27 protein-coding genes and 1 pseudogene are annotated in these 25,604 nt (G+C 70.6%); 13 read left to right on the top strand and 15 right to left on the bottom strand.

The window, feature by feature from the left end; translation table 11 throughout:
* The first annotated feature begins 302 nt into the window (after positions 1–302).
* The 4 genes from VGZ23_01100 (at position 303) to VGZ23_01085 (ending at position 3,333) form a co-directional block, all read left to right on the top strand.
* Complete coding sequence (locus VGZ23_01100; GenBank protein ID HEV2356204.1) at positions 303–941, top strand: TQO small subunit DoxD; 639 nt, start codon at positions 303–305, stop codon at positions 939–941.
* Positions 938–1,780 carry a methyltransferase domain-containing protein gene (locus VGZ23_01095; protein ID HEV2356203.1) on the top strand — a complete coding sequence of 281 codons (843 nt, stop codon included), beginning with the start codon at positions 938–940 and terminating at the stop codon, positions 1,778–1,780. Before VGZ23_01100 ends, VGZ23_01095 begins: the two co-directional genes overlap by 4 nt.
* A complete protein-coding gene (locus tag VGZ23_01090) occupies positions 1,777–2,847 on the top strand; it encodes a radical SAM protein (GenBank protein HEV2356202.1) in 1,071 nt (356 codons plus the stop codon). Before VGZ23_01095 ends, VGZ23_01090 begins: the two co-directional genes overlap by 4 nt.
* 69 nt (positions 2,848–2,916) lie before the next feature.
* Positions 2,917–3,333, top strand: a complete 417-nt coding sequence (locus tag VGZ23_01085) for a cupin domain-containing protein (GenBank protein HEV2356201.1) — start codon at positions 2,917–2,919, stop codon at positions 3,331–3,333.
* A gap of 25 nt (positions 3,334–3,358) precedes the next feature.
* Here the strand turns inward: VGZ23_01085 and VGZ23_01080 are convergent, their stop codons facing one another.
* Complete coding sequence (locus VGZ23_01080) at positions 3,359–5,239, bottom strand: APC family permease (GenBank protein HEV2356200.1); 1,881 nt, start codon at positions 5,237–5,239, stop codon at positions 3,359–3,361.
* Positions 5,240–5,282: 43 nt separating this feature from the next.
* Here VGZ23_01080 and VGZ23_01075 point away from each other — a divergent pair, with 43 nt between their 5' ends.
* From VGZ23_01075 to VGZ23_01065, 3 genes are all read left to right on the top strand, one after another.
* Positions 5,283–5,666 carry a RidA family protein gene (locus VGZ23_01075; GenBank protein ID HEV2356199.1) on the top strand — a complete coding sequence of 128 codons (384 nt, stop codon included), beginning with the start codon at positions 5,283–5,285 and terminating at the stop codon, positions 5,664–5,666.
* Between the two features lie 209 nt (positions 5,667–5,875).
* Positions 5,876–6,274: a DoxX family protein gene (locus VGZ23_01070; GenBank protein HEV2356198.1), complete on the top strand. Its 399-nt coding sequence runs from the start codon at positions 5,876–5,878 to the stop codon at positions 6,272–6,274.
* A 323-nt stretch (positions 6,275–6,597) separates the two neighbouring features.
* Positions 6,598–6,807, top strand: coding sequence for a hypothetical protein (locus tag VGZ23_01065; protein ID HEV2356197.1), 210 nt, complete (start codon positions 6,598–6,600; stop codon positions 6,805–6,807).
* Between the two features lie 124 nt (positions 6,808–6,931).
* Here VGZ23_01065 and pruA read toward each other — a convergent pair whose 3' ends face one another.
* The 10 genes from pruA to pyrB all read right to left on the bottom strand — a co-directional run bounded on the left by pruA (position 6,932) and on the right by pyrB (position 18,218).
* Positions 6,932–8,485, bottom strand: coding sequence for an L-glutamate gamma-semialdehyde dehydrogenase (pruA, locus tag VGZ23_01060; protein ID HEV2356196.1), 1,554 nt, complete (start codon positions 8,483–8,485; stop codon positions 6,932–6,934).
* Between the two features lie 42 nt (positions 8,486–8,527).
* On the bottom strand, positions 8,528–9,718 hold the full coding sequence (locus tag VGZ23_01055; protein ID HEV2356195.1) for a pyridoxal phosphate-dependent aminotransferase: 1,191 nt from the start codon (positions 9,716–9,718) through the stop codon (positions 8,528–8,530).
* A gap of 77 nt (positions 9,719–9,795) precedes the next feature.
* Positions 9,796–10,740, bottom strand: a complete 945-nt coding sequence (locus tag VGZ23_01050) for a branched-chain amino acid ABC transporter permease (GenBank protein HEV2356194.1) — start codon at positions 10,738–10,740, stop codon at positions 9,796–9,798.
* A gap of 21 nt (positions 10,741–10,761) precedes the next feature.
* Complete coding sequence (locus VGZ23_01045) at positions 10,762–11,652, bottom strand: branched-chain amino acid ABC transporter permease (protein HEV2356193.1); 891 nt, start codon at positions 11,650–11,652, stop codon at positions 10,762–10,764.
* A 37-nt stretch (positions 11,653–11,689) separates the two neighbouring features.
* Entirely contained in the window at positions 11,690–12,934 is a 1,245-nt protein-coding gene (locus VGZ23_01040) for an ABC transporter substrate-binding protein (protein HEV2356192.1), read from the bottom strand.
* Entirely contained in the window at positions 12,931–13,680 is a 750-nt protein-coding gene (locus tag VGZ23_01035) for an ATP-binding cassette domain-containing protein (protein HEV2356191.1), read from the bottom strand. Before VGZ23_01035 ends, VGZ23_01040 begins: the two co-directional genes overlap by 4 nt.
* Positions 13,680–14,480 (bottom strand): ABC transporter ATP-binding protein, encoded by an 801-nt coding sequence (locus VGZ23_01030; GenBank protein HEV2356190.1) that lies wholly within the window; start codon positions 14,478–14,480, stop codon positions 13,680–13,682. Before VGZ23_01030 ends, VGZ23_01035 begins: the two co-directional genes overlap by 1 nt.
* 43 nt (positions 14,481–14,523) lie before the next feature.
* Positions 14,524–16,230 carry a thiamine pyrophosphate-dependent enzyme gene (locus VGZ23_01025; GenBank protein HEV2356189.1) on the bottom strand — a complete coding sequence of 569 codons (1,707 nt, stop codon included), beginning with the start codon at positions 16,228–16,230 and terminating at the stop codon, positions 14,524–14,526.
* A 45-nt stretch (positions 16,231–16,275) separates the two neighbouring features.
* Positions 16,276–17,130, bottom strand: a complete 855-nt coding sequence (locus tag VGZ23_01020) for a cytochrome c oxidase assembly protein (protein ID HEV2356188.1) — start codon at positions 17,128–17,130, stop codon at positions 16,276–16,278.
* A gap of 23 nt (positions 17,131–17,153) precedes the next feature.
* The gene (gene pyrB, locus VGZ23_01015; protein ID HEV2356187.1) at positions 17,154–18,218 is read right to left on the bottom strand and encodes an aspartate carbamoyltransferase; all 1,065 of its coding nucleotides are present in this window, start codon (positions 18,216–18,218) and stop codon (positions 17,154–17,156) included.
* Between the two features lie 185 nt (positions 18,219–18,403).
* On the opposite strand from pyrB, the gene VGZ23_01010 reads away from it, so the two are divergent.
* On the top strand, positions 18,404–18,796 hold the full coding sequence (locus VGZ23_01010; GenBank protein HEV2356186.1) for a nuclear transport factor 2 family protein: 393 nt from the start codon (positions 18,404–18,406) through the stop codon (positions 18,794–18,796).
* A gap of 88 nt (positions 18,797–18,884) precedes the next feature.
* The gene (locus VGZ23_01005; GenBank protein ID HEV2356185.1) at positions 18,885–19,595 is read left to right on the top strand and encodes an SDR family oxidoreductase; all 711 of its coding nucleotides are present in this window, start codon (positions 18,885–18,887) and stop codon (positions 19,593–19,595) included.
* Positions 19,596–19,610: 15 nt separating this feature from the next.
* Here VGZ23_01005 and VGZ23_01000 read toward each other — a convergent pair whose 3' ends face one another.
* The 3 genes from VGZ23_01000 to ilvD form a co-directional block, all read right to left on the bottom strand.
* Complete coding sequence (locus VGZ23_01000; GenBank protein ID HEV2356184.1) at positions 19,611–20,372, bottom strand: SDR family oxidoreductase; 762 nt, start codon at positions 20,370–20,372, stop codon at positions 19,611–19,613.
* 82 nt (positions 20,373–20,454) lie between these two features.
* Entirely contained in the window at positions 20,455–20,808 is a 354-nt protein-coding gene (locus VGZ23_00995) for a hypothetical protein (GenBank protein ID HEV2356183.1), read from the bottom strand.
* 385 nt (positions 20,809–21,193) lie between these two features.
* Positions 21,194–22,879 (bottom strand): dihydroxy-acid dehydratase, encoded by a 1,686-nt coding sequence (ilvD, locus tag VGZ23_00990; protein ID HEV2356182.1) that lies wholly within the window; start codon positions 22,877–22,879, stop codon positions 21,194–21,196.
* A gap of 217 nt (positions 22,880–23,096) precedes the next feature.
* On the opposite strand from ilvD, the gene VGZ23_00985 reads away from it, so the two are divergent.
* The 4 genes and pseudogenes from VGZ23_00985 (at position 23,097) to VGZ23_00970 (ending at position 25,398) form a co-directional block, all read left to right on the top strand.
* Positions 23,097–23,831, top strand: a complete 735-nt coding sequence (locus tag VGZ23_00985) for a helix-turn-helix transcriptional regulator (protein HEV2356181.1) — start codon at positions 23,097–23,099, stop codon at positions 23,829–23,831.
* On the top strand, positions 23,804–24,394 hold the full coding sequence (locus VGZ23_00980; GenBank protein HEV2356180.1) for a pyridoxal-dependent decarboxylase: 591 nt from the start codon (positions 23,804–23,806) through the stop codon (positions 24,392–24,394). Before VGZ23_00985 ends, VGZ23_00980 begins: the two co-directional genes overlap by 28 nt.
* On the top strand, positions 24,313–25,080 hold the full coding sequence (locus VGZ23_00975; GenBank protein HEV2356179.1) for a pyridoxal-dependent decarboxylase: 768 nt from the start codon (positions 24,313–24,315) through the stop codon (positions 25,078–25,080). The genes VGZ23_00980 and VGZ23_00975 overlap by 82 nt, the downstream gene beginning before the upstream one ends.
* A gap of 18 nt (positions 25,081–25,098) precedes the next feature.
* Positions 25,099–25,398: pseudogene (locus tag VGZ23_00970) on the top strand (NIPSNAP family protein).
* Here the strand turns inward: VGZ23_00970 and VGZ23_00965 are convergent.
* The coding region (locus tag VGZ23_00965; protein ID HEV2356178.1) for a hypothetical protein at positions 25,361–25,604 on the bottom strand (244 nt) is incomplete at its 5' end. The pseudogene VGZ23_00970 and the gene VGZ23_00965 sit on opposite strands and share 38 nt — an antisense overlap.

Raw genomic sequence — 25,604 nt, 5'->3', positions numbered from 1 at the left:
GGCCCGGGCGCGGTTCCGGCCGGGGAGCCGGCGGCCCCTCCGCCCACCGCGGCCCCACCGACCCATGGCTGACGCGCCGGCGCAGCCGCTTCGGCGCTGGTAGCGGTGACGCCACGGGCACCGGTGCTGGGCGGCGGCCATCCGGGCCCTTTATCAGATCTTTACGCGCAAACGCGACGATTCCAGTTGGTTCGCTCACTCCACCCGCGCGGGTCCTGGTCGTGACCGCTCTTTCGGTGGCATGTCTGGGGCTCATCGCGGGAGGAACCGCCCGACTTCTTCACTTCTAGGAGCCGACCCGCATGCGGACAACTCCAGTTGCCGACGCGATCGGGTTTCTGACGCAGCCCCGGTGGACGACGGGCGCGTTCTGGATCCTCCTGGTTGCCGGCGGTCTCGCGGCGTGGATCAATTTGCGCCGGGACCCAAACCAGCGCGCCGCCATCCACCTCTGGAGTTGGGTCGCGCGCTTTTCCATCGGCACCATGTGGTGGACGCAGACGCTGTGGAAACTTCCGCCGACGTACACCACCCGGGCGGACGGCACCGGGGGGTTGCGGTTTTGGGTCGGGGAGATGGCACAGTACGCGGCGTTTGCCTGGCATCGAGATTTCGTGAGAAACGTCGTCCAACCGCATTTCTACCTGTTCGCGCCGCAAGTATACCTGTCGGAGGTGCTGATCGCCGTCACGCTGATTCTCGGACTCTTCAGCCGGCTTGGGGCGTTCCTCGGATTGTTGGCGGCGGTCAACCTGTGGTTGGGATTGTATCGCGCTCCGCACGAATGGCCGTGGACCTACGGGTTCCTGATCGTTGTGCAGCTCCTGTTTTTCCTGTACCGTCCGGGTCGCAGCCTGGGACTCGACGCGGTCCTGCTGCGGCGCCTGGGGAAGACCCCCGACCCCGGAGCATGGGGTCGCCTGGTCAGGCTGCTCTCATGAGCAGCGCCGCCGTCACGGCCGACGACCAGCGCTTTCACCGCGGCGCGGAGAAGTATGCCGCGTATCTCGAGACGCCCGCGGGGCGGCTTCGCTGCGCTCTCGCGTTCGCGAATCTCCAGGAGTTCCTGCCGCAGGCGACCGTCGCGCCGCGGCGGGCGCTCGACCTCGGGAGCGGTACGGGCGAGCTCGCCGTGCGCCTCGCCGGCCTCGGATTTCACGTCACCCTGGTGGATCGTTCGCCCGAGATGCTCGAGATTTCGGATCGGGCGGCGCGGCGGGCCGGGGTGTCCGGCAGCCTCACGCTGACCCGGGGCGACGTCGCCGCCGCGACATCCCTGTTCCCCGCGGATTGGTTCGACGTGGTCGTGTGTCACCACGTGCTGGAGTACACGGCGGATCCAGGGTTGGTCTTGCGCGGCGCCGTCCGCGTGTTGCGTCCCGATCCCACCGCCGTCCTGTCCGTGGTGGCGCGCAACCGGGCCGGCGAGGTCTTGAAGACGGTGGTGCAGTCCGGTGACCTTGCCGCCGCGGAGCGCGCCCTGACGAGCACGAGCGCCGAGGAGTCGCTCTACGGCGACCGGGTCCGCCTGTTCACGCCGGAAGAGCTGCGGACGATGCTGGCCCGAGCGTCGCTCGAGCCCGTCGCCGAGCGCGGCGTCCGCATCGTGTTTGACTTTCTCCCGCCGCCCGCCGCGCGCGACGCCGACCCAAGCCGCGTCGTCGCCCTGGAACGCGCGCTCGGGGCGCGCGCCGAGTTCTCGGCGATCGCGCGTTACACGCAGGTGCTGGCGAGACGGAGCATCCGTCTGCACGCCTGTGCAGAAGGAGGCGCACGATGAACGATGCGGGCGGTTCGGCCTCACAAATGTCGGAGCGGCCGGCGGCGCGGGGCGACGGGATTGCCCTGGGCCTCGGCCTGACCAATGAGTGCAACCTCGCGTGCGCCTTCTGCTATCGTGATCCCACGCGCACGGACAGACTTACGGTGGACCAGGTGAAGGCCGTCATGGAGCGGCTCCCGGTGCGTTCGGTGAACCTGGGCACGGGCGAGAACGGGCTGCACCCCGACTTCCAGGCAATTCTGGCGTACCTGCGCACCCAACCGATCAAGCTCACCATGACGTCGAATGGATACAGCGCGGCGGTCCTCGCGGACGCCGAGCTACGCGCGTTCCACGACATCGAGTTCTCGCTCGACTATCCGACCGAAGAAGAACAGGACGCGCAGCGGGGCGCCGGCAACTGGGCGCTAATCCACGAGCAGGCGGCACGCTGCGTCGGACTCGGAGTCCCCGTCACGATCGTTGCGGTCATGATGAAGTCGAACTACCTGCGCCTGGCGGATGTGGCGCGCGTGGCCAAAAGGTTCGAGGCCCCCCTGCGCGTCAACGTCTACCAGGCCGTCCGGTCCGACGCCTACGCGCTCGCGTACCAGGAATATTGGGACGGCTTTCGCGCTCTCTTCGCCCAAACCGACGTCGTTGCCGTCGGCGAGCCGCTCGTTCGGGCCATCGCCGGCCTGCCGCCGCTCGCGGGTGGATGCGGGGTGGCCACGGTGCGCGTCACCCCGCGCGGCACCACCCAGCCGTGCGTGTACTGGCCGGGCCCCGGTGAGCCGCTGGCTGGCCTGCTGCCGGTCGGCGTGGGGATCTTGAACACCCCCCCGTTTGAGCAGACGCGCAGGTTGCCCGAGGCCTGCCGGCCCTGCGAGTTCCGCGACGCGTGCCACGGGGGCTGTGCCGGGAGACGCCGGCTGCATGGGGCGTTGCTTGCGCCCGACATCTACTGCCCGATCGTCCGGGGAGACCGGGTCACGCTGCCGGTCCGCCTTGCGGCCGCCCGCGATCTCCCGAAATTGAGCAGTTCGTGCACGACCGTCGTGATCGCCCGAGAGGCCGCGGCCTAGCTCCAAGGGCGGCTCGGTGACGGCAACCGACGAGCACCGCCGCGACCGATGCGGCGAAGGAGTCGCTCAATGCCCGTCCGGCGTCTGCAGGTCCTGTTGCGCACCGTGGCGATTCTCGCCGTGGGCCCGGTCATTGGCGCGGTCACCGCCAATCAGCACCCGTATTCGCCGGCCACGGTGACCGTGGCCGCGTTCCCCATCCCGGTGACGGCCGGGGTCTATGATCTCTACGAGTTCGTGGTTGACTTCCCGCCGGGGAGCGCGACGGCGCGTCACGTCCACGGCGGACCTGTCCTGGTCACGGTCATCACCGGCCAGCTCGTCCTCCAACGCGCGGGCGGCGAGCGCGTCGTCAAGGCGGGCGAGAGCTTCCTCGAGGTCCCGGGGGACGTGCACGCTCTGGTCAACCGGAGCCCGGCGCCCGCACGCATTGGGGCCGCCGAGCTGATTCCGAAGGGAGCCGCGGAGACCACCGTCGTCAAGTGAGCCGGGTACCGCGCGCGGCCGCCTCCTACGCCCGGAGATACCACGGGACGCTCGCGACGCTGATCCGCTCGTTGTGCTGCAACAGCAGGAGCGCCCGCAGCAGCTCCGCGCGCTGATTGTGCAGCGGATAATGGTACCAGTGCGGCTCGACCATCTCCGGGATCAGGACCACGATCTGCCGCTCCGGGTACGCCGCCTCCACGTGGGCGACGTAGTCCAGGATCGGCAGAATCACGTAACGATACGGAGAGGGCAGCACCACGAGCCGCGGCGCCGGCAGGCCGGCCTGTGCCGCGGGGCCTTCGACGAACTGGGGCCAATGCCGCCGGAGCGTCTCGGGCGTCTCGCCGGCGTCGACGTGCACGACGTGGACGTCGGGCGACATGTTCATCGCGAAGCGCAGCGCCTTGTGCGCGAGCTTGTCCCAGCCGCCGATCGGCACGACGACGACCGGCGGCCGAAGCCCCGTGGCGTCGAGGGGCGCCGATGTCGCGACCTCCGCCCCGACGCGGCGGTAGTGGCGGCGGATGGACAGCATCAGCGCGACGAGCGCCGGGATCAACACCAACGTCACCCACGCGCCGGACGCGAACTTCGCCACCATCACGACGGCCAGGGTTATCGCGGTGGCCCCGGCCCCCAATCCGTTCACGAGCATGCTGACCCGCGCCCGCGGGCCCCCGGTCCGGCGCCAGTGCATCACCATGCCGGCCTGCGACAGCGTGAACGCGAGGAACGCGCCGACGGCAAAGAGCGGGATCAGCCGGTCGGTCACCCCGCCGAACACGACCAGCAGCAGCGCGCACAGCGCCGCGAGCACGTAGATACCGTACGAGTAGACGAGGCGCCGGCCGCGCAGCGCGACGAAGTACGGCAGATAGCCGTTCTGCGCGATCGCCCGGGTCACCCGCGGGAAGTCCGCAAACGCGGTGTTCGCCGAGAGCACCAGCACCGAGAGGATCGACGCCATCGCCACGTAGTAGAGCGGGCCCGTGCCGGCGACGGCGGCGAGGAGCAGCGACAGCATGCTCCGGTACCCCTCCTGCCCCGGGATCGTCGCGCCGATCTGATAGACGCGGGCGAGATAGGCGATCCCCGCCAGCATCAGGATCAGGAGGCCGATGATCACGCTGAGCGTCCGCTGGGCCGACTGCACCACGGGTTGGCGGAACGCGCGCACCCCGTTGCTGACCGCCTCGACGCCCGTCATCGCCGTGCAGCCGTTGGCGAACGCCTGCAGGAGCAGCCACGCGCTCACGGCCGCGGCCGGCGGCCCCAACGGCGGCGGCGCCACCACCGCGGCGGGGTGGCCGCCGGCCGCGAGCGTCTTGGCCACGCCCAGGGCGATGGCGCCGAGCAGGATCACGACGAACGCGTAGGTCGGCCACATGAACACGGCCCCGGCCTGCCGCACGCCTCGCAGGTTGACGGTCGTGATCGCGGCCAGGATCACCAGACACAACAGGAGGGTGTGCCGCTGCAGGGACGGCATCGCGGACACGAGCGCCCCCACTCCGGCCGAGATGCCGACCGCGGCGGTCAGCACGTAGTCGATCAACAGCGCCGACGCGGCGAACAGGCCCGCCGTCGCACCAAGGTTCGTGCGCGCAACGGTGTAGGACCCGCCGCCCGTCGGGTACGCGGCGATCGTCTGGCGGTAGGAAAAGTAGACGATCGACAACAGCGCGATGATGCTCACGCTGATCGGCAGCATGTAGACGATGCCGAGCGCGCCGAGCGGCATGAGCAGCGTGAGCGCCGCCTCCGGACCGTAGGCCGCGGAACTGAGCGCGTCGAGTCCGAAGATACCGATACCGGCGCCGGGGCCGACCCGCTCCGCGCGTTCCTCGGAGGACGGCAACGGCTTCCCCAGAAGCAGGTCGGCCAGGGACATCAGCCCAGGCATTTCCGCAGGCGCGCCGGGAAGCCTGCCCGAGGAGGGGATACGGATGAAGCGCGAGGACGTCACCGTTCGGGGCATGCACAAGACCACGGGGTACTCGCACGCGGCCAAAGCAGGTGATCTGGTCTTCGTGGCCGGCCAGGTGGCGCAGGACGCGGACGGCACCCTCGTCGGCCGCGGCGACATCGAAGCTCAGGCGGTGCAGGTGTTCGAGAACCTCAAGGCCGTGCTCGCGTCCGCCGGCACCACGCCGGACCAGGTCGTGAAACTGACCACGTACACGACCAGCGTCGCCTACCGGCAGAAGATCGCGGAGGTTCGCGCGCGATACTTCGGCAGCTACTTCCCGCCGAACACCTTCCTCGTCGTGGCGAGCCTCGCCACGCCCGAGTATCTGCTGGAGATCGAAGCAGTGGCGGCCTGTCCCTGAGGGCCCGCCGCGTTCGTGAAGACCTTGAAGCCCGGGGTGTGCTGAACGCTGCACGTGAGTCCGACGGGGGGTAGGGAAATCCCCCATCGATTCACCAGCGCCGTGTCGATATCGGACCCCTCCGATCGACTATGCAGTGAAAAGAGGCTCGAAGGAGGTGCACCATGCCGGTATCGGCGGCCCTGAGTTCTCGTGAAGGAGGACCGTTCATGACCTACGCGCTGTGGATCGCGCAGGCGACGCTCGCGGTCCTCTTCCTGTTCGCCGGCGGCGTGAAATTGGCGCTCCCCCTTGACGCGCTGACCAAGCAGACGTCGTTGCCCGGCTGGTTCCTGCGGTTCACCGGGACGGCCGAGATGCTCGGGGCGATGGGCCTCGTTCTTCCGGGTCTTCTGCGCATCCGGCCGAGCCTGACGCCGCTCGCCGCCGCCGGACTTGTGATCGTCATGGTGGGCGCGACCGCGTTCACGGTGGTGGCGGGCGGCGGGATATCGGCGCTGATCCCGGCGACGGTGGGACTCCTTGCGGCGTTCGTGGGATACGGCCGCTGGCGGCTCGTGCCGCTGGCGGCCCATCGCCGCGGCCGGTTTCAACTCGTGGAGGCGTGATGCGCCGTATTGATCTCAAGCGGAAATTCGGTAGCGTGTTCGGCATTGACAAAAACGACAGGTCCGTGTCATAATGACGAAACTAACTTCACTCCGAGGAGGCGAGCAAATGACCGATACTTGCATGATGGCCGCGCTCGCCGTCCGCCCGGGGTATTGCCTCGCGTAGTTCCACGCGTTAGCTGGCATTGACTCCGGCCGCGGGCGATGAACCCGCGGTTGTTCATTTTCCGCCGGCCTTTCTTTGGCCGTTCGACCTGTTCCCTATTGGGGCGAGTTCGCGTCGTCCTGCCCTTTCTGCCTCAAAAGCGAGGAGGTGTGCCATGTGGCATCCGTCGATACTGGAATTATTGACGAAGGAACGGCAGGCCGAGTACCTGCGCGAGGCGCAGCGGATCGCGCTCGCCGAGCGTGTGGCAAGAGCCTCCGGCGCGGCCCCGGGCCTGATCTCGCGTGTGCTGGCCGCATGGAGCCGTCGTGTGGCGCCCGCCCGCGCGAGCGAGCCCGTGTTGAGCGAGGAGGCGCCGCGCTGATGGTACGCGGCTGCACTCGGTGTGACCGAGGGAGACGTGCGGTCCTGGCTGGGGCGCGCCGGAGCACCGGCCGGGACCGCGCGGAAACATGCCATCGGCCGCACCGCACCGCGAAGTCCTCGCCCTAGACGTACCGGTGCGCGACGACCTTCGGCTGCAGGAAGTTGAGCAGGTAGTCCGGTCCGCCCGCCTTGCTGTCGGTGCCCGACATGTTGAAGCCGCCAAACGGATGGCTGCCGACGACCGCCCCGGTGGACTTGCGGTTGAGATACAGGTTGCCGCACATGAACTCGCGGCGGGCCTTCGCCAGTTTCTCGGGGTTGAGTGAGTACACCGACCCGGTGAGGCCGAACGCCGTGCCGTTGGCGATGCGCAGCGCGTCGTCGAAGTCGCGCGCCGGGATCGCCGCGATGACGGGCCCGAAGATCTCTTCTTGCGCGATCCGCGCGTCGGGGGCGACGTCGACGAACACCGTCGGCGCGATGTAGAACCCGCCGTCCCGGGCCGGCGCCCCGCCGGCGGCGAGCCGGGCCTCCCGCCGTCCCACCTCGACGTAGTCGAGGATCTTGCGCTCGGCCGCCGCGTTGATGACAGGCCCCACGGGAAAGTTCTCCGGGCCCGGGCCGATCGAGAGAGACTTGGCGCGCTCCACGATCATCTCCGTCACGCGTCTGTACGCGCGGGGCGTGGCGACGACCCGGGAGCCGGCCGAGCACTTCTGGCCCTGATACCCGTAGGCGGAGGCGATGATCCCGGCGGCGGCCGCGTCGAGGTTCGCGTCGTCGTCGACAACGATCGCGTTCTTGCCGCCCATCTCGGCGATGATCCGCTTGAGCCAGATCTGGCCGGGCGGCGTCTTGGCCGCCGCCTCGAACAGGTGCGTGCCGACCTCCTTCGAGCCCGTGAACGCGATCATCCGGACCCTGGGGTGGTTGGCCAGGGCCTCGCCGACCACGCCGCCGGAGCCCGGCAGGAGGTTGAGGACGCCCGCGGGCAGCCCGGCCTCGCGCAGCGCCTTCGCGATCAGATACGTGGTCGCCGCGGAGTCGCTGGCCGGCTTCATCACGACCGTGTTGCCGGAGACCATGGCGCCGAGCGCCATCCCCGAGGGAATCGCGAGGGGAAAATTCCACGGCGAGATCACGGCCACCACGCCGAGCGGGATGTATTGGTACTCGCTCATCTCGCCGGCGAGCGGCGGCAGCGGCCGGCCCTCCGCGTACCGGAGAATTTCGCGCGCGTAATACTCCGTAAAGTCGATCGCCTCGGCCACGTCGGCGTCCGCCTCGGCCCAGTTCTTGCCGACCTCGAAGCTCATCCACGCGGCCGCCTGAAGCCGCCGGCGGCGGAGGATCGCCGCCGCGCGGAGAAAGAGCGCGCACCGCTCCGCGGCCGGCACCCACCGCCACGACTCGAACGCGCGCAGCGCGGCCTCGACCGCCTGCTCGACGTGCTCGGCCGACGCCTGCTGCACGACGGCGACCGTCTGCTCGGCCTCCGACGGGTTGATCGACCGGAACGCGGCGCCCGACCGGACCTCGCGCGCTCCGATCAACAACGGGAACTCACGCCCCAGTTGGGCGCCGACCTCGCGAATCGCCTCCTCCATCGCCTGCCGGGCGGCGGGCTGCGCAAAGTCGTACAGCGGCTCCACCTGGAACGGGGTAACCGTCATCATGGTGCGCGACCCCCTACCGTGCGACCCGCGTCACCGGCCGGCTCAGACCTTGGCCGCGAACGGGGTCAGCATCTTCGCAATGCGGTCCACGCCCTCGCGGATCCGCTCCATCGACGTCGCGTAGGAGAACCGGAGAAAACCGGGGGCCTCGAACGCCTCGCCGGGCACGACCGCGACGTGGACCTCGTCGAGCAGGCGCTCGGCGAGCGCAAGTGACGTCGCCGGCGCGCCGAAACGCCCCAGCAGCTCCTGCACGTCCGGGAACGCGTAGAAGGCGCCCCGCGGCGTGCCGCACGAGACCCCGGCGATGTCGTTGAGCCGGCCGACGATGTACCGGCGCCGCCGGTCGTATTCCTCGACCATCCCCTTGGGATCGACGCCGGCCGTCAGCGCGTAGAACGCGGCCTTCTGCGCGATCGAGTTGGGGTTGCCGGCGAGATGACCCTGCAGCGCTTCCAGGCCCGCGGCGATCGGCCGCGGCGCGGCGGCGTAGCCGATCCGCCAGCCGGTCATGGCGTAGGTCTTGGACATCGAGTTGAGCAGCAGGATCCGGTCGCGGGCGGCGGGCCACACCGCCGGGACGCAGAGGTGGCGCGCGCCGTCGTAGACCATGCTCTCGTAGATCTCGTCGCTCACGAGATAGAACTCGTGCCGGTCGGAGAGGCTCACGATGCCGTCGAGCGTATCGCGGTCGTAGACGGTCCCGGTCGGGTTGTGGGGCGAATTGAGGATGATCGCGCGGGTGCGCGGCGTGACGAGCGAGGCCACGCGGTCGGGCAGGGGCTGCCACGCGGTCGCCGCGTCGGTCGGCACGAACACCGGCCGCGCGCCGGCCAGCCGCACCTGCTCGGCGTAGGACACCCATGCCGGCACCGGGATCAGCACCTCGTCGCCGGGCTCGCAGATCGCGCGGAGCGCGAAGTACAGCGCGGGCTTCCCGCCCGCGGTGATGACGATCTCCTCCGGCGCGTACGCGGCCCCGTAGGTCTCGCGCAGGTGTGATGCGACCGCCGCCCGGAGCTCCGGAATGCCGGCCGGCGCGGTGTACTTGGTGAACCCTTCGCGGATCGCGGCGATCGCCGCCTCCTTGATCGAGGCCGGCGTGTCGAAGTCGGGCTCGCCCGCGGCGAAGCTGATCACGTCGACCCCCTGGCGGCGCAGCCGCCGGGCGCGGTCGTCCATGCCGATGGTCATCGACGGCGTGATGGCGCGCACCGCCTCGGTGAGATGCATCGGGTACCCTCCTCCGTGCCGCTATGGAGCGCTATTCGTCGTGGACGCCGCCGCTCCTCGCCGCGCCGTCCTCGTCTTCAGGCGTACCGGCGGGCGACGGGAGCGCGGCGGCGGGGCAGCCGGGAGCCCGCCGCGCGGAGCAGCCCGGCGAGCCCCGGCGGATACAGCCGCATCACCGCCAGCACGACAAGGGCGAAGATCACCATGCGGATCTCGCCGTACGCGCGCAGTCCCTCCGACACGACTTCCACCGTGACGGCGCCGAGCACGGGCCCCGCGAGCGTCCGTTGGCCGCCGAGGATCACCATGATGATAATGAGCGCCATCTCATCGAACTTCATCGCCACGGGGCTGAGGAGGCCGATGTAGTGGCCGTAGAGCGCGCCGGCCGCACCGGCCGCGCCGCTCGCGACCGCGAACGCGAACCGCTTCCACCGGACCGTGTTGACGCCCGCGGCCCGCGCCGCGCCCTCGTCGTCGCGGATCGCTCGGAGCCGGTACCCGATCGGCGACCGCAGCAGCCACGCGAGGCCCGCCACCGCCGCGGCCGCGCACGCCAGGAACACCTCGTAGTACGGCGTAGGGCCGGCCCCCGGAAACAGCTTCGGGACGGCGAGGCCGAGGTCGCCGCGCGTGATCCCGTATTCCATCGACACCGCCACGCGGGTCGACTCCGCGAACGCCCACGTCGCCAGCGCGAGATACAGGGTGCGCAAGCGGAGCGTCACGCTCCCCAGCGCGAATCCAACCGCGCAAGCCGCCGCGGCGCCGGCCGCGACCCCCACGGGAATCGGCAGTCCGGAGCGCAGCACGAGCAGCGCCGACGTGTAGGCCCCGATGCCGGCAAAGACGTGGTGGGCAAGCGAGAACAGTCCGGTATAGCCCGCGAGCAGGTTCCACGAGGACGCGAGCACGACGTAGTACAGCGCCACGGTCAGCACGTGGACGTGGTAGGCGCCGAGCGCGAGCGGCAGGAGCGCCGCGGCGGCCAGACCGGCGCCGGCGAGCGCCCTACGCGTCATCGGGGCCGCGCATCGGCGCGCCTACGCCTCGCGCGCCCGCTCGCCCCACAGCCCCGTCGGGCGCAGCGCGAGAATCAACAAGAGCGCGCCGAACCCGTACACGTCCCGGAACGACGGCGAGAGCAGCACCGAGCCGAGGCTCTCTACGAGCCCCAAGAGCAGTCCGCCGACGATGCTCCCCGGGAGCGAGCCGAGCCCGCCGATCACGATGATCTCGAACCCTTTGACGGTGCTCAGCGCCCCGCTCTCCGGATACACCAGGAACACCGGCGCCAGCAGCGCGCCGGCGGCCCCGGCCAGGCCGACCCCGATGCCGAACGCCAGCATGTCGATGCGCCCGAGGTCGATCCCCGCGGTGACGGCGCCCAGGCGGTTCTGCGCCACGCCGCGCAGCGCGAGGCCGAACCACGTGCGGCGGACGGCGAACGCGAACAGCCCCAGCAGGACGACCGCGCCGAGAAACGCGACGAACCGGCTGCCGTTGAGCGGCAGCGGGCCGAGCTGGACCGGCGGCGCGTAGTCCGGCGGCGAGAACTGGTACGGCCCGAAGATAACGATGGCGAGATTACGGAGGAGAACGGTCAGCGCGATCGTGACGATCGTCGCGTACTCGTCGAGCCGCTCCAGGGTGCCGGTGAACATCGGCCGCAGGAGCACCCGCTGCACGGCCATGCCGAGCAGCGCCACGCTCCCCGCGGCGAGCGGCACGGCGAGGTACCAGCGCTGGGGCCCGAGCCAGGAGTCGATCAGCAGGTACTGCACGTACCCGCCGATCATGTAGAACTCACCCATCGCCCAGTTGATCATGCGGACGACGCTGTAGATGAAGGTGATCCCCACCGCCATCAGGCAGTAGATCGCCCCGATGACGAGCCCCGCCAGGACGTACTGGGTGAGGAGGGTCGGCTCCATCGGCGACGCGGCGCGCGGTCGGGGGGACCGCCTCACCCTACCGGGCGGGCGTGTACGCTCCCGTCCGCATCGCCGGCGGGTAGAGGATCGACGTCTGGTCGTAGGTCTCGTCAACCTTCGTGTACTGCAGAATGATGAGCGGCGGCGACCACTGGTGCCAGGCCGGCCCCGCCGCCCGCGGGAACGTCGCGCCGGTGCCGATCCACGTGTCGAACCGGCCGCGCTCGAGCTGCGTGATGATCCGTTTGGGATCGGCGCTGCACGCCTGGTTCATCGCCTCGGCCAGGATGATCGCGTCGCCGAACGAGTTCAGGTTGGAATAAATCGCGGTGTCGTGGTACCGCCGCGCGTACTCCAGCGCCGCCCACCTGCCGAGGGCCGAGAGCGCCATCCGCGGATGGTAGTAGGAGATGAACAGCAGATAATTGCCGCCCGGGCCGAGGTTCTTCCAGTACTCGGGGCGCACCGGGAAGTCGTACGACCCCAGCATCGGCGTCTGCGGAAACAGACCGACGTCGTGCGCCTGCTTCGCGATCAGATACGCCGGCGTCCCTACGCCCACGTTCAACACGATGTCCGGCCGGGCGGCCTTGAATTTGAGGAGCTGCGGCGTGAGGTCGGCGGATGTGCGGTCGAAAAGCACCGTATCGAGCGTGATGGGCAGTTTGCGCGCGGCGATTTCCGCTTTGGTCGCCTCGATGAGGCCGATGCCGTAGTCGGTGTTCTCGGCGAGCATCGCGACTTTGTGCCAGCCCTGCGCCCGGATGAACCCAACCCACGCGCGGGCGCGGTCCGGATCGATCGCATGCGTGCGAAACACCGCGGCGAAGTGCTTCCCGGTGATGTCCCCGGCGGACGCCTGCGTCGAGATGAACGGCACCCCGAGCTCGTCCGCGAGCGGCGCGGCCGCGAGCATCGCGGAGCTGTGGAACTGGCCCCACACGCCGACGGCATGGCCTTCCGTGACGAGCCGCCGGAAGCCGGCGACGGCCTTCTCCGGGGTTCCGCTGTCGTCTTCCACGGCCAGCCGCACCGGGGTGGCCGGCAGGCTGCACGACGTCTTGGGCCCAAACACACCGCCCATCACGCCGTTGATGTAGGCCACCCCGAGGTCGGCGCCGCGCTGGATCAACTGGCCCGCCGACGCGTCGCCCGGAGGCGACAGGGGCGTCAGCACGCCCAGGGCGATCGGACCCGGAGCGGCCCATCCGGCGCCCCGTACCTGCACGACGACGGCCGCGGCGAGCGCGGCCATCACGACCCACAGCACAGCCCGTCTCATTGTCCACCTCCGTCCGGTTTTCCGACCAGCGCCGAGCGGACGATTCCCGCCAGATCCGCGGCGAACGACGTGCGCGGGCCTTCCCGCTGGACCCGGCCCATCCCGAGCAGGTAGACGTCGTCGGCGATCCGCACCGCCTCGACGATGTTCTGATCGACGAGCAGCACGGTGATGCCCAAGGCCCGGCTGTGCTCGAGGAGCGCGTACACGTCGCCGGCCACGCGAGGCGCCAGCCCGGCCGTCGGCTCGTCCACGAGCAGCAGCGACGGCATGGCCACGAGTTCCTTGGCGACGGAGAGCAGGCGCAGCTGCCCGCCGCTCAACACCGTCGTCCGTGCGCGGCGCAACGGCCCGAGGGCGGGGAACAGCTCGTACACGTGCGCGAGCCGGGCCCGCAGGGCGGACGGATTTCGGCGCAGCGTCCATCCCCCGAGCCGCAGCGTCTCGTCCACGGTCATCTGCGGAAACGTGCTCGCGCCCTGCGGCACGTAGCCGATCCCGAGCCGCTTGCGGGCGTCCGGCCGGAGGCCCGCCAGGTCCCGCCCGTTCAGCAGCACGCGGCCGGCGCGCACCGGCACGAGGCCAAACACCACCCGCAGCACGGTCGATTTGCCGGCCCCGTTCGGCCCGATCACGGCCGTGATCCGGCCCGGGGCGGCGCCGAGCGTGACTCCGGCCAGGACGTCGATCTCCGGCTGGTACCCGGCGACGACCTGTTCAACGCGCAGCGCGGCGCCGGTGTGCATCACATCGGTCCCGCGGCCACGCCGGTCCCGGCCGTCCCGAGGTACGCTTCGATCACCTTCGGATCGCCGGCCACGCGGTCGAGGGATCCATCGGCAATGCACTCGCCGTTGTGCATGACCGAGACGCGGCCGGCGAGGCGCCCGAGCGTGGGCATCTCGTGGCTGACGACAAGAAACGTCACGCCCCGGGTGCGATTCATCTCGTGAATGGCGTTCACCATCACATCTTTGATCGCCGGATGCACGCCCGCGAACGGCTCGTCCAGCAGACACAGCACGAGCGGCTCTTGCGCGAGGCAGCGCGCGAGCTGCAGCAGCATCGCCTGCCCGCCCGACAGCGTGCGCGCCTCCGCGCCGGCAAGTCCGTCGAGGCGCACCAGACGGAGCAAATCATGCGCGCGCCGGTGCCCGGCCTGCCCGGCCGCGCCCCGCTGACCCGGGACTAGCCGGCGGAATGCGCCGGCGTCGCCGCGGTGGTCCGCGGCGGCCGGGACCAGGAGGTTCTCGAGCACCGTCATCGAGCGAAAGATGCGCGGCAGCTGGAACGTGCGCGCAAGCCCGCGCGCCGCGAGCGCGTCCGGCGCGAGGGTGCCCGTGAGGTGCCCGTCGAGGCGGATGTCGCCGCGATCCGGCCGCTCCTGGCCGCCGATCAGATTGAGCAGCGTGGTCTTGCCGGAGCCGTTCGGACCGATCAGTCCGCGGATCTCCCCGCCCGCCACGTCGATCGAAACGTCGCGGACCGCGGCGACGCCCCCGAAGGACTTGGAGACGTGCGCCACGGAGAGGAGTGCGCCGGCCACGCGGAACGCTTCGACGGGCCGGTGTGTTCGGCCTTGACCCCCGCTAGCCGCGATACCCCGGCCGCAGCACCGGCCACATGTCCGGCATCGGATCGACCGGCACGTCGATCAGCGCCGGCGCGTCCTGGCGGAGCGCCCAGCGCAGCGCCTCCCGCAGCTGCTCCGGCCCGTCCGCGCGGCGGCCGGCGGCCCCGAAGGACTCGGCCAGCCGGACGAAGTCGGGGTTGAGGAGATCCGACGCGATGAAGCGGCCGCCGAAGCGGTCCTGCTGGATCCGCCTGACGTTGCCGTAGGCCCCGTCGCGGAAGACGACGGCGACGACGTTCAGCCGGTGCCGGACCGCGGTCGAGAGCTCCTGTACGTTGTACAGGAACCCGCCGTCGCCGCAGAGCGCCACGACCGGCCGCCCGGCGGCGCCGGCGTACGCGCCCAGCGCGATCGCGTACCCGGCGCCGAGCGTGCCCTGATACCCCATAGTCAGGTATGTGCGGGGATGGTAGACCGGGAAGCCGATGTTCGACCAGTACCCGACCTGCGTCATCTCGCTCACGACGACGCCGTCCTCGGGGAGGGCGTCGCGAATCGCCGCCCCGTACGCCGCCTGGGGCAGCACCGAATCCATCCGCGCGCGCATGCGCTGCTTCAGCGCGGCGAGTTCGTCCTTGCGGGACGGGCGCACGCGGTTGTGCGCGGCAAGACCCTCCGCCAGCGCGGCGAGCGCCGGGGCCGCGTCGGCGACGATCCCGACCGTCGCCGGGCGGTTCCGTCCGATCTCGTCCGGATCGATGTCGATCTGGACGCACGGCTGCCCGCGGGGTCCCCAGTCGGAGCTCGCCGGCTGGTAGAAGCGCGTACCCACGATCAGCACCGCGTCCGCCGACCCGGACAACTCCGCGCCGGCGAGGAGGGGCTCGGCGAGGTAGTGGCGGTCGGAAAGCGCGCCCTTGCCGTTGGACGAGATGAGCACCGGAGCCTCGAGCATCTCGGCGACGGCGCGCAGGGCCTCGGACGCGCCCGACGCGACGATGCCGCCGCCGACGAAGATGAGCGGCCGCTCCGCCGCGCCGAGCAGCGCGGCCGCGCGCTCGATTGCGTCGGGGTCGGGGGCGGGCACCGTGCGCTCGACCCGCTCGTGGCACTCCGGCATCTCCGCCCGCTCCCGCAGCACGTCCGGGGGCACCTCGATCGCCGCGGGCCGTTGGTGTCCCGTCAGCATCTGCCGGAATGCCTCGCGGACCAGGCCGGGCACGGCGTCGGGCCGGCGGGCGCTGCCGGTCCACTTGGTGACGCAGTCGGCCGCCCGCAGTTGATGCTTGATCTCGTGCAGCAGGCCGCGGCCTTTGCCGATCTGCGCGGACGGGATCTGCCCGGTAACGCACAACACCGGCGACGAGCAGGCGTAGGCCGTCGCGAGACCCGCGAGCGCGTTGAGCAGGCCGGGCCCCGGCACCATCAGGCACACGCCGGCGCGGCCGGTGATCCGCGCGTAGCCGTCCGCCATGTACGACAGCGCCTGTTCGTGGCGTGTGTGGATGACCCGGATCGCCTCCCGCTGCTCGTAGAGCGCGTCGAAGGCCCAATCCATCTGCACGCCGGGCAGGCCGAAGACCGTGTCCACACCCTGCGTCCGCAGCGCCCGCACCAGGGCCTGTCCGCCCGTCAGCGTCGTGGTCGCCAGTTCCCGGCCGGCCGTTCCCCCGTCTAGCGCGGGACCTCCGGCCGCTCCGCGGCCTCCTGCCGGTACCGTCACGTGCTGCACCCCCGATCGTGACTCAGATGCCCGCGGCGCCCATCATCATAGCATCCCCGTCGCCGAGCGCGCCCCGGCGCGGCGGCGGCCGCGGGGGCGATCACCCGTCGCGGGGTGGATCGTCCGGCCGTCGCGCCACAGAATCACGTTCAGCAGGATCAGCACGGGGATCGCGTACATCATCTGGCCCATGACCCACATGAGGACGCCGCCGAGGTGCAGGTCGTCGAGGGGGGAGAGACCCCACAGTCTCGGCACCTCCGTGTAGGCGGTGTACCAGGGGTGTCCCGCGAACGTGAGGGCGAACCCCAGCACGAAGTTCACGACGTCGGCCCCGATGAGGAGGGCGAACCGCAGGCCGAGCGGCGTGCGCACGAGCGCCGGCGCCGGCGAGACGATCACGCCCCAAAAGACCGTCCCGGCCGCGACGAAGCTGAGGTGCTCCGCCGCGTGCACCCACGGCGCGCGGAGTGTGGCGTCGTACGCGGCGGGGAGATGCCAGGCCAGCAGCGTCCCGTTGAACACCACGAAGGCGAGCACGGGGTTCCAGACCGCGCGCACGATCCGGCGCGCCGCCGGGCGCCGGTACGCCCACCCGATCAGCCCCGGCGGCACGGCCAGCGCGAACAGCGCCGGCGCCACCAGCGTCAGCAGCATGTGCTGCAGCATGTGCAGCGTGAACAGGTATGCCGCGCCGGCGTCGATCGGCGAGAGCAGTGCCAGGACGAGCGCCGCCTCTCCCCCCCAAAACGCGAGCGGCTGCCCGAGCCCGAGGCCCCCCAGCGCGCGCGGCGGGAACCGCCGCGTCAGGGCGAGATACCCAGCCGCCGTGGCGGCGAGCGCGGCGATGATGAGGGGATCGGCGGACCACTCGGTCCAGCGAAGGACGACGGACGGCATCGGAGACGGCGGGGCGGATCGGCTTACCGGCCGGCCCAGCCTCGCGACCGGCCGCTCGCCCCGCGCGAGACGGGGTTCGCCTCGCGGAAGACGGGGGCGACGGCGCAGGCGAGCTTGAGCAGCGCCATGCGGACGTACATCCCGGCTTCGGTTTGCTCGAAGATCACCACGCGCGGATCCCCGTCGACCGCGATCGGCAGTTCCGAGTGCGGCCCCTCCACCCGGGGCAGCGGATGCATCACGATCGCGTCCGGCGGGAGGCCGGCGAGGATCTCCGGCGTCACCGCAAACGCGTCCCGGACCTCCTCGTACGCCGCGGCGTTCGCCTCGCCGAAGCGTTCCTTCTGAATGCGCGTGACGTACAGCACGTCCGCGCCGCGCACCCCGCCGGCGAGATCCTCGGTCTGCGTCACCGGCACCTTGTGCCGCCGCAGATAGGCCAGCAGATCGTCCTTCATCTGCACGGCCCGCGGGGCGATCAACCGGATCGACACGCCGGGATACTTCGCCAGCAGGTAGCAGAGCGAGCGGGCGGTGCGGCCGTAGAGCAGGTCGCCGGCCACGGCGACCGTGGCGCCTTCCAGCGTGCCGCGGACGCGCCAGATCGTGTACGCGTCGAGCAGTGCCTGGGTGGGGTGCTGGCCCGGCCCGTCGCCGGCGTTGAACACGGGGATGGGCCGCCCCGCGCGGGATTCCACCGCGACGGCCGCGGCGCGTTCGGCGGCGCCCTCCTCGTAGTGGCGCATCACGATCGCCGAGGGACGGTAACGGCAGACGACGCGGATCGTGTCCTCGATCGACTCGCCCTTGGCGGCCGACGAAAATTCCCGCGCCGCCTCGGACGACAGCACGCGGCCGCCGAGGTGATAGGTGGCAAACTCGAACGACAGCCGCGTGCGGGTGCTCGGCTCGTAAAAGAGCGTGAGCACGATCTTGCCCTTGAGGAGGTTGCTGCCCCCGCTGTTGACGATTTCCTCGGCCAGTTTGGCCTCGCGGAAGACGCAGTCGAGGGCCGGCGGATCGAACTGCTGGGCGCGCAACACGTGCGGCCACCCCGTCCACAGGTGGAGCGTCGCCGGTGCGGCCATGATGGTCTTCCTCTTCGCGTCCGCCCGGGGACGGCCCTGCCGTTCCGGGCGGCGCCGGCCTGTCCCGCGCCTCGCGCGGGACAGGCGCCATGGAGGGACCCGGCGCGCCCGCCGCATACCTATTAGTGCCGGCGCACAACCGCAGCCAGCGAGACGGCCGAGACGTCCGAGAGGAGGACCGCGGCATGACCCCGGGGCCCGGGGGGAACACGTATCACGATCTGTTGGTCGCCCACATCGCCGCGTGGAGCCGCCACGATCTCGATGCGATCATGGAGATGATGACGGCGGACTGCGTCTACGAATCGTCCGGGGGCGAGGACCCGTGGGGCCGCCGGTACGTCGGCCAGGGCCAGGTCCGGGAGGCCTACGCCGATCTCTTCGAATTGCTCCCCGACATCCGCTATCAGAACGCCCGCCACTCGGTCGCCGGCGAGCGCGGCGTCTCGGAGTGGACCATGGTCGCCACGCGGCCGGACGGCAGCCGCATCGAGTCGCGCGGCTGCGATCTCTTCGAGTTTCGCGGCGGCAAGATCCACCGCCGGGACTCCTACCGCAAGCGGCGGATCGCGCGCTAGGAGTGCCGTCTACCGCTGGCCGAAGTCCCGTACGCCGGTGAAGTCCGGCAAGCTGAAACGTCGACGGCCTGCAGAACCTCGAAAGGAGATGGCGATGCCCGCCGCGGGCAGAGTCGCCCTGGTGACCGGCGGGAATCGAGGCATCGGGCTGGAGGTCTGCCGGCAGCTGGGTCAGCGGGGATTCGTCGTGATCCTGTCCGCCCGCAGCGAAGAGAAGGCCCGCGCCGCGGCGGAGCCCCTCCGGCGAAGCGGCAGCGAGGTGCGGGCGCAGCGTCTGGACGTCGCCGATGAAGAGAGCGTCCGAGCCGCGGCCGCCGCCGTCGAGCGCTCGACCGGCCGGCTCGACGTCCTCATCAACAACGCCGCGATTCTGTACGACACGTGGCAGGATGCCGCGGACGCCGATCTGGACCAGGTGCGCGCGGCCTTCGAGACCAACACGCTCGGACCCTGGCGGGTCACTCAGGCGTTTCTCCCGCTCCTCCGGCGGAGCCGGCGCGGCAGGATCGTGAACGTCTCCAGCGGCGCCGGCGCGCTCTCCTCCATGGACGGAGGCGCTCCGGCGTACGCGCTCTCCAAGATCGCCCTGAACGCGCTCACACTCATGCTGGCGGCGCAGCTCAAACCGGCGCGCATTCTCGTCAACGCGGTGTCTCCCGGATGGGTCGCCACCGACATGGGCGGCGCCGGCGGCCGCCCGGTGGCCGACGGCGCGGCGGGCATCGTGTGGGCGGCCACGCTGCCGGACGACGGCCCGACCGGCGGCTTCTTTCGCGATGGGAAGCCGATCCCGTGGTAGCGGCGAACCCGCCGTTCACCCGCGCCCGACGAAGGGCATCTTGGTGGCCATCACGGTCAGGAACAAGACGTTCGTATCGAGCGGCAGCCCCGCCATGTACACGACGGCATCGCCGACATACTTGGGGTCGATGCGCGGTTCGGGACGCATCGTCCCATCGGCCTGCGCCACGCCCTCCACCATGCGCTCCGTCATCGGCGTGATGGCGTTCCCGATGTCGACCTGCCCGCAGGCGATATCGTACTTGCGGCCGTCGAGCGCCGTGCACTTGGTCAGGCCGGTGACGGCGTGCTTCGTCGCGGTGTAGGGGGCGGAATTCGGGCGCGGGGCGTGCACGGAGATCGATCCATTGTTGATGATGCGGCCGCCGCGCGGCGTCTGGCTCTTCATCACCCGAAACGCCTCCTGGGTGCAGAGGAACGTCCCGGTCAGGTTGACGCTCACGACGGCCGTCCACTGCTCGTGCGTCAGGTCCTCGAGCGGAATGCCGGGCGCGTTGAGGCCGGCGTTGTTGAACAGCAGATCGAGACGCCTGAACGCCTTCGTGGTCGTCACGAACAGACTCCGCACGGACGCCGGATCGGCAATGTCGGTCGGGACGACCAGGCGGCGCGACGCCGGCGCCTTGGAGGCCCGGGCCGTCGCCTCGAGCAGCGCCTTGCGCCGTCCGGCCAGCGCCACGGCGTACCCGGCTTTGAGCAGGGCCAGCGCCACCGCCCGGCCCACGCCGGTCCCCGCCCCGGTGACGATGGCGACTTTGGTCGACCGCGAAGGCATCCCGCGCATACCCCCCGATGCTCGGCCGCTGCTTCAGCACACCGCAAGGATGTGCGGCTCGTGTCCCGCGCTTGGTGTCAGGTCAGGACGGTAACTTCTGCGGCGCGGACCCGGGTCGTCCCTCTCTGCCGCTTGGGTCGGCGGACAGGAGCGACTCGTGCAACATCTCCACGTCGTTGCCCTCCACGCCCGGGTCACTCAGGGCGTAGAGGGTGCCGAACACGGCTTCATACGCGGCAAAACGGGCGATCACACTCAGGTCCCGGCGCGCGGCGCCGGCCGCCAGCAACCGTGTGAGTACCGTGCCGACGTCCGCGAACGGCGCATCGGGGCTTCGCCCGGATGCCCTCACCGCGTTGTCAATCCAGCGCTCCTGCATGCTCGGATTGATCACGTCGTCCCACAGCTGTCTCAGGAACTGTTCCCGGGATGCCACCGTCGAATCCCTACCTCAATGCTCGTCCGACGGCCGCGCCCTCTGAGTCAACACCCTCGGAAGATTCAGGAGCGTGTTGGTGATCTGCTCCAGCACCACCCGGCCCGGCGACGGCGCGGGCTGCGTCTGGACGGGCGCGCGGTGCAGCGGCTGGGGTTGTGGCGCAGGCGGTAGCGGATGGGGCGGCGGAGGCGACGGGGCGGGTTTGTCCGGAATTGCGGCGATCTTCACCCCGGCTCCGGATCGGGCGCCAAAGAGAGCGTGCCCCGGCTGCACGGCCAGGGCCACCGCCACGGCCAAAGTGAGCAGTCCACAGGCGACTGTCAAACGTCGCATCATCGCGGGTCACCCCGGTCATTTTACCCCTCGCCGGGCCCCGCCAACGCTACGGCCGGGGAACTGCTCCCTGCGCCGCGGAGGAGACAAGACGCGCGTACTTGGCCAGCGCCCCGGCCCGATACCGCGGTTCGGCCGGCGTCCAGGCGTGAAGGCGCCGCTCGCGCTCGTCGGCCGATACGTCCAGATCCAGCCGCCGGCCCGGCAGGTCGATCGCGATCATATCGCCGTCGCGGACGACGGCGATCGGACCGCCGTGCGCCGCCTCGGGTGCCACGTGGCCGATCGCAAAGCCGTGGGACCCGCCGGAGAACCGTCCATCCGTGATGAGGGCCACTGCTTCCCCGAGCCCCGCCCCGACCAGGGCGCCGGTGACGGCTAGCATCTCGCGCATCCCGGGGCCGCCCTTCGGTCCCTCGTACCGGATCACGATCACGTCACCGGGGGCCACCCGGCGCTTTGTAATCGCCTCCAACGCGTCTTCTTCCCGCTCGAAGACGCGCGCCGGACCGCGGAAGGACTGCCGCCGGAGCCCCGCCGTCTTGATCACGGCGCCCTCGGGGGCCAGCGTCCCCCTGAGAACGGCGAGCGTGCCGTGCGGCGCGATCGGCGACTCGGCCGGATGCACGACGTCCTGACCGGCAGGCCGCGTCACCTCCGCCAGGTTCTCCGCCATCGTCCGGCCGGTCACGGTCATGGCCCGGCCGTGGATCAGCCCGGCGTCCAGCAGTTCACGCAGCACCACGCTGACGCCCCCGACCCGGTCGAGGTCGACCATCATGTATTTGCCGCCCGGATGCATGTCCGCGATGTGCGGCGTGCGGCGCGGAATGACGTCGAAGTCGGACAGCGCAAGCGGCACGCCCGCTTCCTGGGCCAGCGCCAGCAGGTGCAGCACCGCGTTGGTCGAGCCGCCCATCGCGGTCTCGGCCGTGATCGCGTTCTCGAAGGCCTCCCGCGTCAGGATGTCCCGCGGGCGGAGGCCGTCCCGCAAGAGGCGCATCACCGCCTCGCCGCTCCGCCGGCAGATCTCGGGGCGCCGGGGATCGAGCGCGGGGATCGATTCGCTGCCGGGCAGCGCCAGGCCGAGCGCCACCGAGCACGACGCCATGGTATTGGCGGTATACATCCCGCCGCACGACCCCGCGCCCGGGCAGGCGGCGCATTCCAGTTGATAGAGCTGCTCGGGCGTCATCGTCCCCGCCGCGAACTTGCCGACCGCCTCGAACACGTCGACGATCGAGACGTCGCGCCCCTCGAACTTCCCGGGCATGATCGTCCCGCCGTAGAGGAACACGGACGGGATGTTCAGCCGGGCCATCGCCATCATCATCCCCGGCAGGCTCTTGTCGCACCCGGCGATCGTGACGATGGCGTCGAAGCCCTCGGCCAGCACCATCAGCTCGACGGAATCGGCGATCAGGTCCCGGCTGACGAGCGACGCCTTCATGCCTTCGTAGCCCATCGAGATTCCGTCGCTGACGGCGATCGTCGTGAACTCGATCGGAGTCCCGCCGGCCGCGCGGATGCCGTCCTTGACGTGCCGCGCGAGCACGTTCAGGTGCAGGTTGCAGGGCGTGACCTCGTTCCAGGACGAGGCGACCCCGACGAGCGGCCGATTTAAGTCTTCGTCGCTGAGACCCGTGGCGCGCAGCATCGCGCGCGCGGGGGCGCGGTTCGGCCCCTCCGTGACCGCGGCCGACCGTTGTTTCAAATTGGGAAGCGTCCTGGCCATACCGGCTGAGCCCTCCCTCGAACCGCCCATTGAATCACGTGTGAATCACACGCGCCGATGCTGCCGCCGCGACGTCGGCTGCGCCCGTTCGCCCTTCTCGTCGGTCCGCCGCGAGCCCTGCTCGATTTGCTGGGACATGAACACGCCTCCGGGCCCACGCCGCAGGTGCGGCCATACTTCACCACACAATGTAATGTCCGTACTTTAGAATGGGAGCGTGACGCCCCGAGGCCGCGCCGCGTACTCGCCGAACCCCGACATTGCGCGCGTCGCCGCGCTCATCGGCGACCGGGTGCGGGCGGCGATGTTGCTCGCGCTGTTCGACGGGGCCGCGCTGCCCGCAACGGAGCTCGCGTATCGAGGCGGCGCGTCCCCGCAGGCCGCGAGCGCGCACCTCCGCAAACTCGCCGAGGGCGGGCTCCTGACGGTTACCGCCTCCGGGCGCCAGCGGCGCTACCGGCTCGCGGGCCGGGAGGTGGCGCACGCGATCGAAGCATTGTTGCCGGTGGCGCGGCCCCCGCGGATCATCGCGCTGACCCAAGGCATCGCCATCGAGCGGCTCCGAACAGCCCGAACCTGCTACGACCACCTCGCAGGACGGCTCGGCGTCGCGGTCACCGACGCCCTGGTGAGCCGCCGGGCGCTCCGCGCGGGCGGCGGGGAGTTTCACGTGACCGCGCGCGGCGAGCGGCTCTTCGAGGACCTTGGGATCGATGTGTCCGCGCTCCGGCGCGGCCGCCGCGCGCTCGCTCGAGCGTGCACAGACTGGACCGAGCGCCGGCCGCATCTCGCCGGCAGCCTCGGCAAGGCTCTGCTCGACCGCTTCCTCGCCGACACGTGGATCACGCGCGCTTTCAGCGATCGGTCCGTGCGGCTCACGGCGAGGGGCGAACGGGCGCTGGAACGCCTCTTGGGGGTGAGGGCATGGACAACGTCCTCGATGTCGCAGTAGCCCACGCCGCCGAATATCTGGAGACGGCCCCGTCCCGGCCTGTGGCCGCGACCGCGACCGTCGGTGACCTGCGCCGGCGGTTGGGCAAGCCGCTACCCGAGACCGGCACGGACGCCGAGGAGATCCTCCACGACCTCGTCCGTGACGTCGAAGGGGGTCTCGTCGGATCCACCACCGGCCGGTTCTTCGGGTGGGTGATCGGCGGCACGCTGCCCGTCGCGCTCGGGGCGGATTGGCTGACGTCCACCTGGGACCAGAACGCCGCCTCCAATCTCACGTCCCCGGCCGAGGCCGTGGTCGAGGAGGTCTGCGGCAGCTGGTTGCGAGAGTTGCTCGGCATTCCGCCATCGGCGTCCTTCGCCTTCGTGACGGGGTGCCAGATGGCGCATACGACGGCGCTGGCGGCCGCCAGGCACAAGCTGCTGTGGGACCGCGGCTGGGACGTCGAGCGCCGGGGCCTGTCCGGGGCGCCGCCGGCGGCATGGATGCCGGCGCGCTCGAGGACGCACTCAGCCGGGCCGGCGACCGCCCAACGGTCCTCTGCCTCCAGGCGGGTGATCTGAATACCGGCGTGTTCGATCCGTTTGAACGCGCGTGTTCGGTGGCTCATGAGGCCGGTGCATGGGTCGACGGGGCGTTTGGCCTCTGGGTGGCCACCGGCGGGCGTTACCGTCATCTGCTCAACGGCGCGGACCTCGCGGACTCCTGGGCCACCGATGCCCACAAGTGGCTCAACGTGCCGTTTGACTCCGGTCTCGTCTTTGTCGCGCACCCGCCGGCCCACCGGGCGGCGTTCGCGCAAGGTACGAGCTATTCGGTCCCGCACGGGGACGTCCGGAGCCAGAAGGATTGGAACCGGGAGTGGTCGCGCCGCGGCCGCGCGTTTCCGGTCTACGCTGTGATTCGGGCGCTGGGCCGTTCGGGAATCGGCGCGATCGTGGACCGCTGCTGCGCACATGCCGCGCGTCTCGTCACAGAGATCGGGGCGCTCCCCGGCGCGGAGATCGTCGCCGCGCCGGTCATCAACCAGGGACTGGTGCGATTCCCGGCCACCGACGGGGACCACGACCGTGCCACCGACGGCGTGATCCTGCGCATCCAGGCAAGCGGCGAGGCCTGGTTCGGCGGCGCCGCGTGGCGCGGGATGCGCGTGATGCGGGTATCTGTCTGCAACTGGCGGACTACGGACGACGACGTGGAACGGACCGTGGCCGATGTGCGCCGTGCCATCGCCGCGGCGCACGCCTGATCACACCGGGGGGGGCACATGGCGATCACAGTGTTCATCCGGTATCGGCTCGAGCCGCACAAACGGGATGCGTTCGAAACGTACGCGCGCCGCTGGCTGACGATCATTCCGAAATGCGGCGGCGACCTCATCGGGTATTGGATGCCTCATGAAGGGACGAACGACGTGGCGTACGGCCTGATCTCGTTCCAGAGTTTGGCGGCCTATGAAGCGTATCGCGGACTGCTACGGACGAACCCCGAGGCGGCCGCCAACATCCAGTTTGCCGAAGAGCAGCGCTTCATCGTCGCGGAACGGCGGACGTTCCTGCGGCCCGTGTCGTGCTCCGGAACAGCCGCCGCAGGGCCGCGCGCACGAGCAATCCCGCCCGCAGATCCCAGCAGTTCACGATCGCGATCCGAAAGCCCCCCGGCGGCATCGCATGGTGCTCGGGGAGGATCGTCTCGTCGAACGTGATCTGGATGCTCGAGATTCCGTCCACGCCGCGCAGCGCGTCGACGTCCGCGGGATCGATCGTGTAGCGC

The organism is bacterium, from assembly GCA_035945995.1.
In the GTDB taxonomy this organism is placed as follows: Bacteria; Sysuimicrobiota; Sysuimicrobiia; order Sysuimicrobiales; family Segetimicrobiaceae; genus DASSJF01.
This window is presented reverse-complemented; position numbering and strand designations above follow the sequence as displayed.

Bases quoted from the DNA above. Each gene is read 5' to 3' on its own strand.
- VGZ23_01100 (HEV2356204.1), top strand. From the start codon at position 303: ATGCGGACAACTCCAGTTGCCGACGCGATCGGGTTTCTGACGCAGCCC.
- VGZ23_01095 (HEV2356203.1), top strand. From the start codon at position 938: ATGAGCAGCGCCGCCGTCACGGCCGACGACCAGCGCTTTCACCGCGGC.
- VGZ23_01090 (HEV2356202.1), top strand. From the start codon at position 1,777: ATGAACGATGCGGGCGGTTCGGCCTCACAAATGTCGGAGCGGCCGGCG.
- VGZ23_01085 (HEV2356201.1), top strand. From the start codon at position 2,917: ATGCCCGTCCGGCGTCTGCAGGTCCTGTTGCGCACCGTGGCGATTCTC.
- VGZ23_01080 (HEV2356200.1), bottom strand. From the start codon at position 5,239: ATGCCTGGGCTGATGTCCCTGGCCGACCTGCTTCTGGGGAAGCCGTTG.
- VGZ23_01075 (HEV2356199.1), top strand. From the start codon at position 5,283: ATGAAGCGCGAGGACGTCACCGTTCGGGGCATGCACAAGACCACGGGG.
- VGZ23_01070 (HEV2356198.1), top strand. From the start codon at position 5,876: ATGACCTACGCGCTGTGGATCGCGCAGGCGACGCTCGCGGTCCTCTTC.
- VGZ23_01065 (HEV2356197.1), top strand. From the start codon at position 6,598: ATGTGGCATCCGTCGATACTGGAATTATTGACGAAGGAACGGCAGGCC.
- pruA (HEV2356196.1), bottom strand. From the start codon at position 8,485: ATGATGACGGTTACCCCGTTCCAGGTGGAGCCGCTGTACGACTTTGCG.
- VGZ23_01055 (HEV2356195.1), bottom strand. From the start codon at position 9,718: ATGCATCTCACCGAGGCGGTGCGCGCCATCACGCCGTCGATGACCATC.
- VGZ23_01050 (HEV2356194.1), bottom strand. From the start codon at position 10,740: ATGACGCGTAGGGCGCTCGCCGGCGCCGGTCTGGCCGCCGCGGCGCTC.
- VGZ23_01045 (HEV2356193.1), bottom strand. From the start codon at position 11,652: ATGGAGCCGACCCTCCTCACCCAGTACGTCCTGGCGGGGCTCGTCATC.
- VGZ23_01040 (HEV2356192.1), bottom strand. From the start codon at position 12,934: ATGAGACGGGCTGTGCTGTGGGTCGTGATGGCCGCGCTCGCCGCGGCC.
- VGZ23_01035 (HEV2356191.1), bottom strand. From the start codon at position 13,680: ATGCACACCGGCGCCGCGCTGCGCGTTGAACAGGTCGTCGCCGGGTAC.
- VGZ23_01020 (HEV2356188.1), bottom strand. From the start codon at position 17,130: ATGCCGTCCGTCGTCCTTCGCTGGACCGAGTGGTCCGCCGATCCCCTC.
- pyrB (HEV2356187.1), bottom strand. From the start codon at position 18,218: ATGGCCGCACCGGCGACGCTCCACCTGTGGACGGGGTGGCCGCACGTG.
- VGZ23_01010 (HEV2356186.1), top strand. From the start codon at position 18,404: ATGACCCCGGGGCCCGGGGGGAACACGTATCACGATCTGTTGGTCGCC.
- VGZ23_01005 (HEV2356185.1), top strand. From the start codon at position 18,885: ATGGCGATGCCCGCCGCGGGCAGAGTCGCCCTGGTGACCGGCGGGAAT.
- VGZ23_01000 (HEV2356184.1), bottom strand. From the start codon at position 20,372: ATGCCTTCGCGGTCGACCAAAGTCGCCATCGTCACCGGGGCGGGGACC.
- ilvD (HEV2356182.1), bottom strand. From the start codon at position 22,879: ATGGCCAGGACGCTTCCCAATTTGAAACAACGGTCGGCCGCGGTCACG.
- VGZ23_00980 (HEV2356180.1), top strand. From the start codon at position 23,804: ATGGACAACGTCCTCGATGTCGCAGTAGCCCACGCCGCCGAATATCTG.
- VGZ23_00975 (HEV2356179.1), top strand. From the start codon at position 24,313: ATGGATGCCGGCGCGCTCGAGGACGCACTCAGCCGGGCCGGCGACCGC.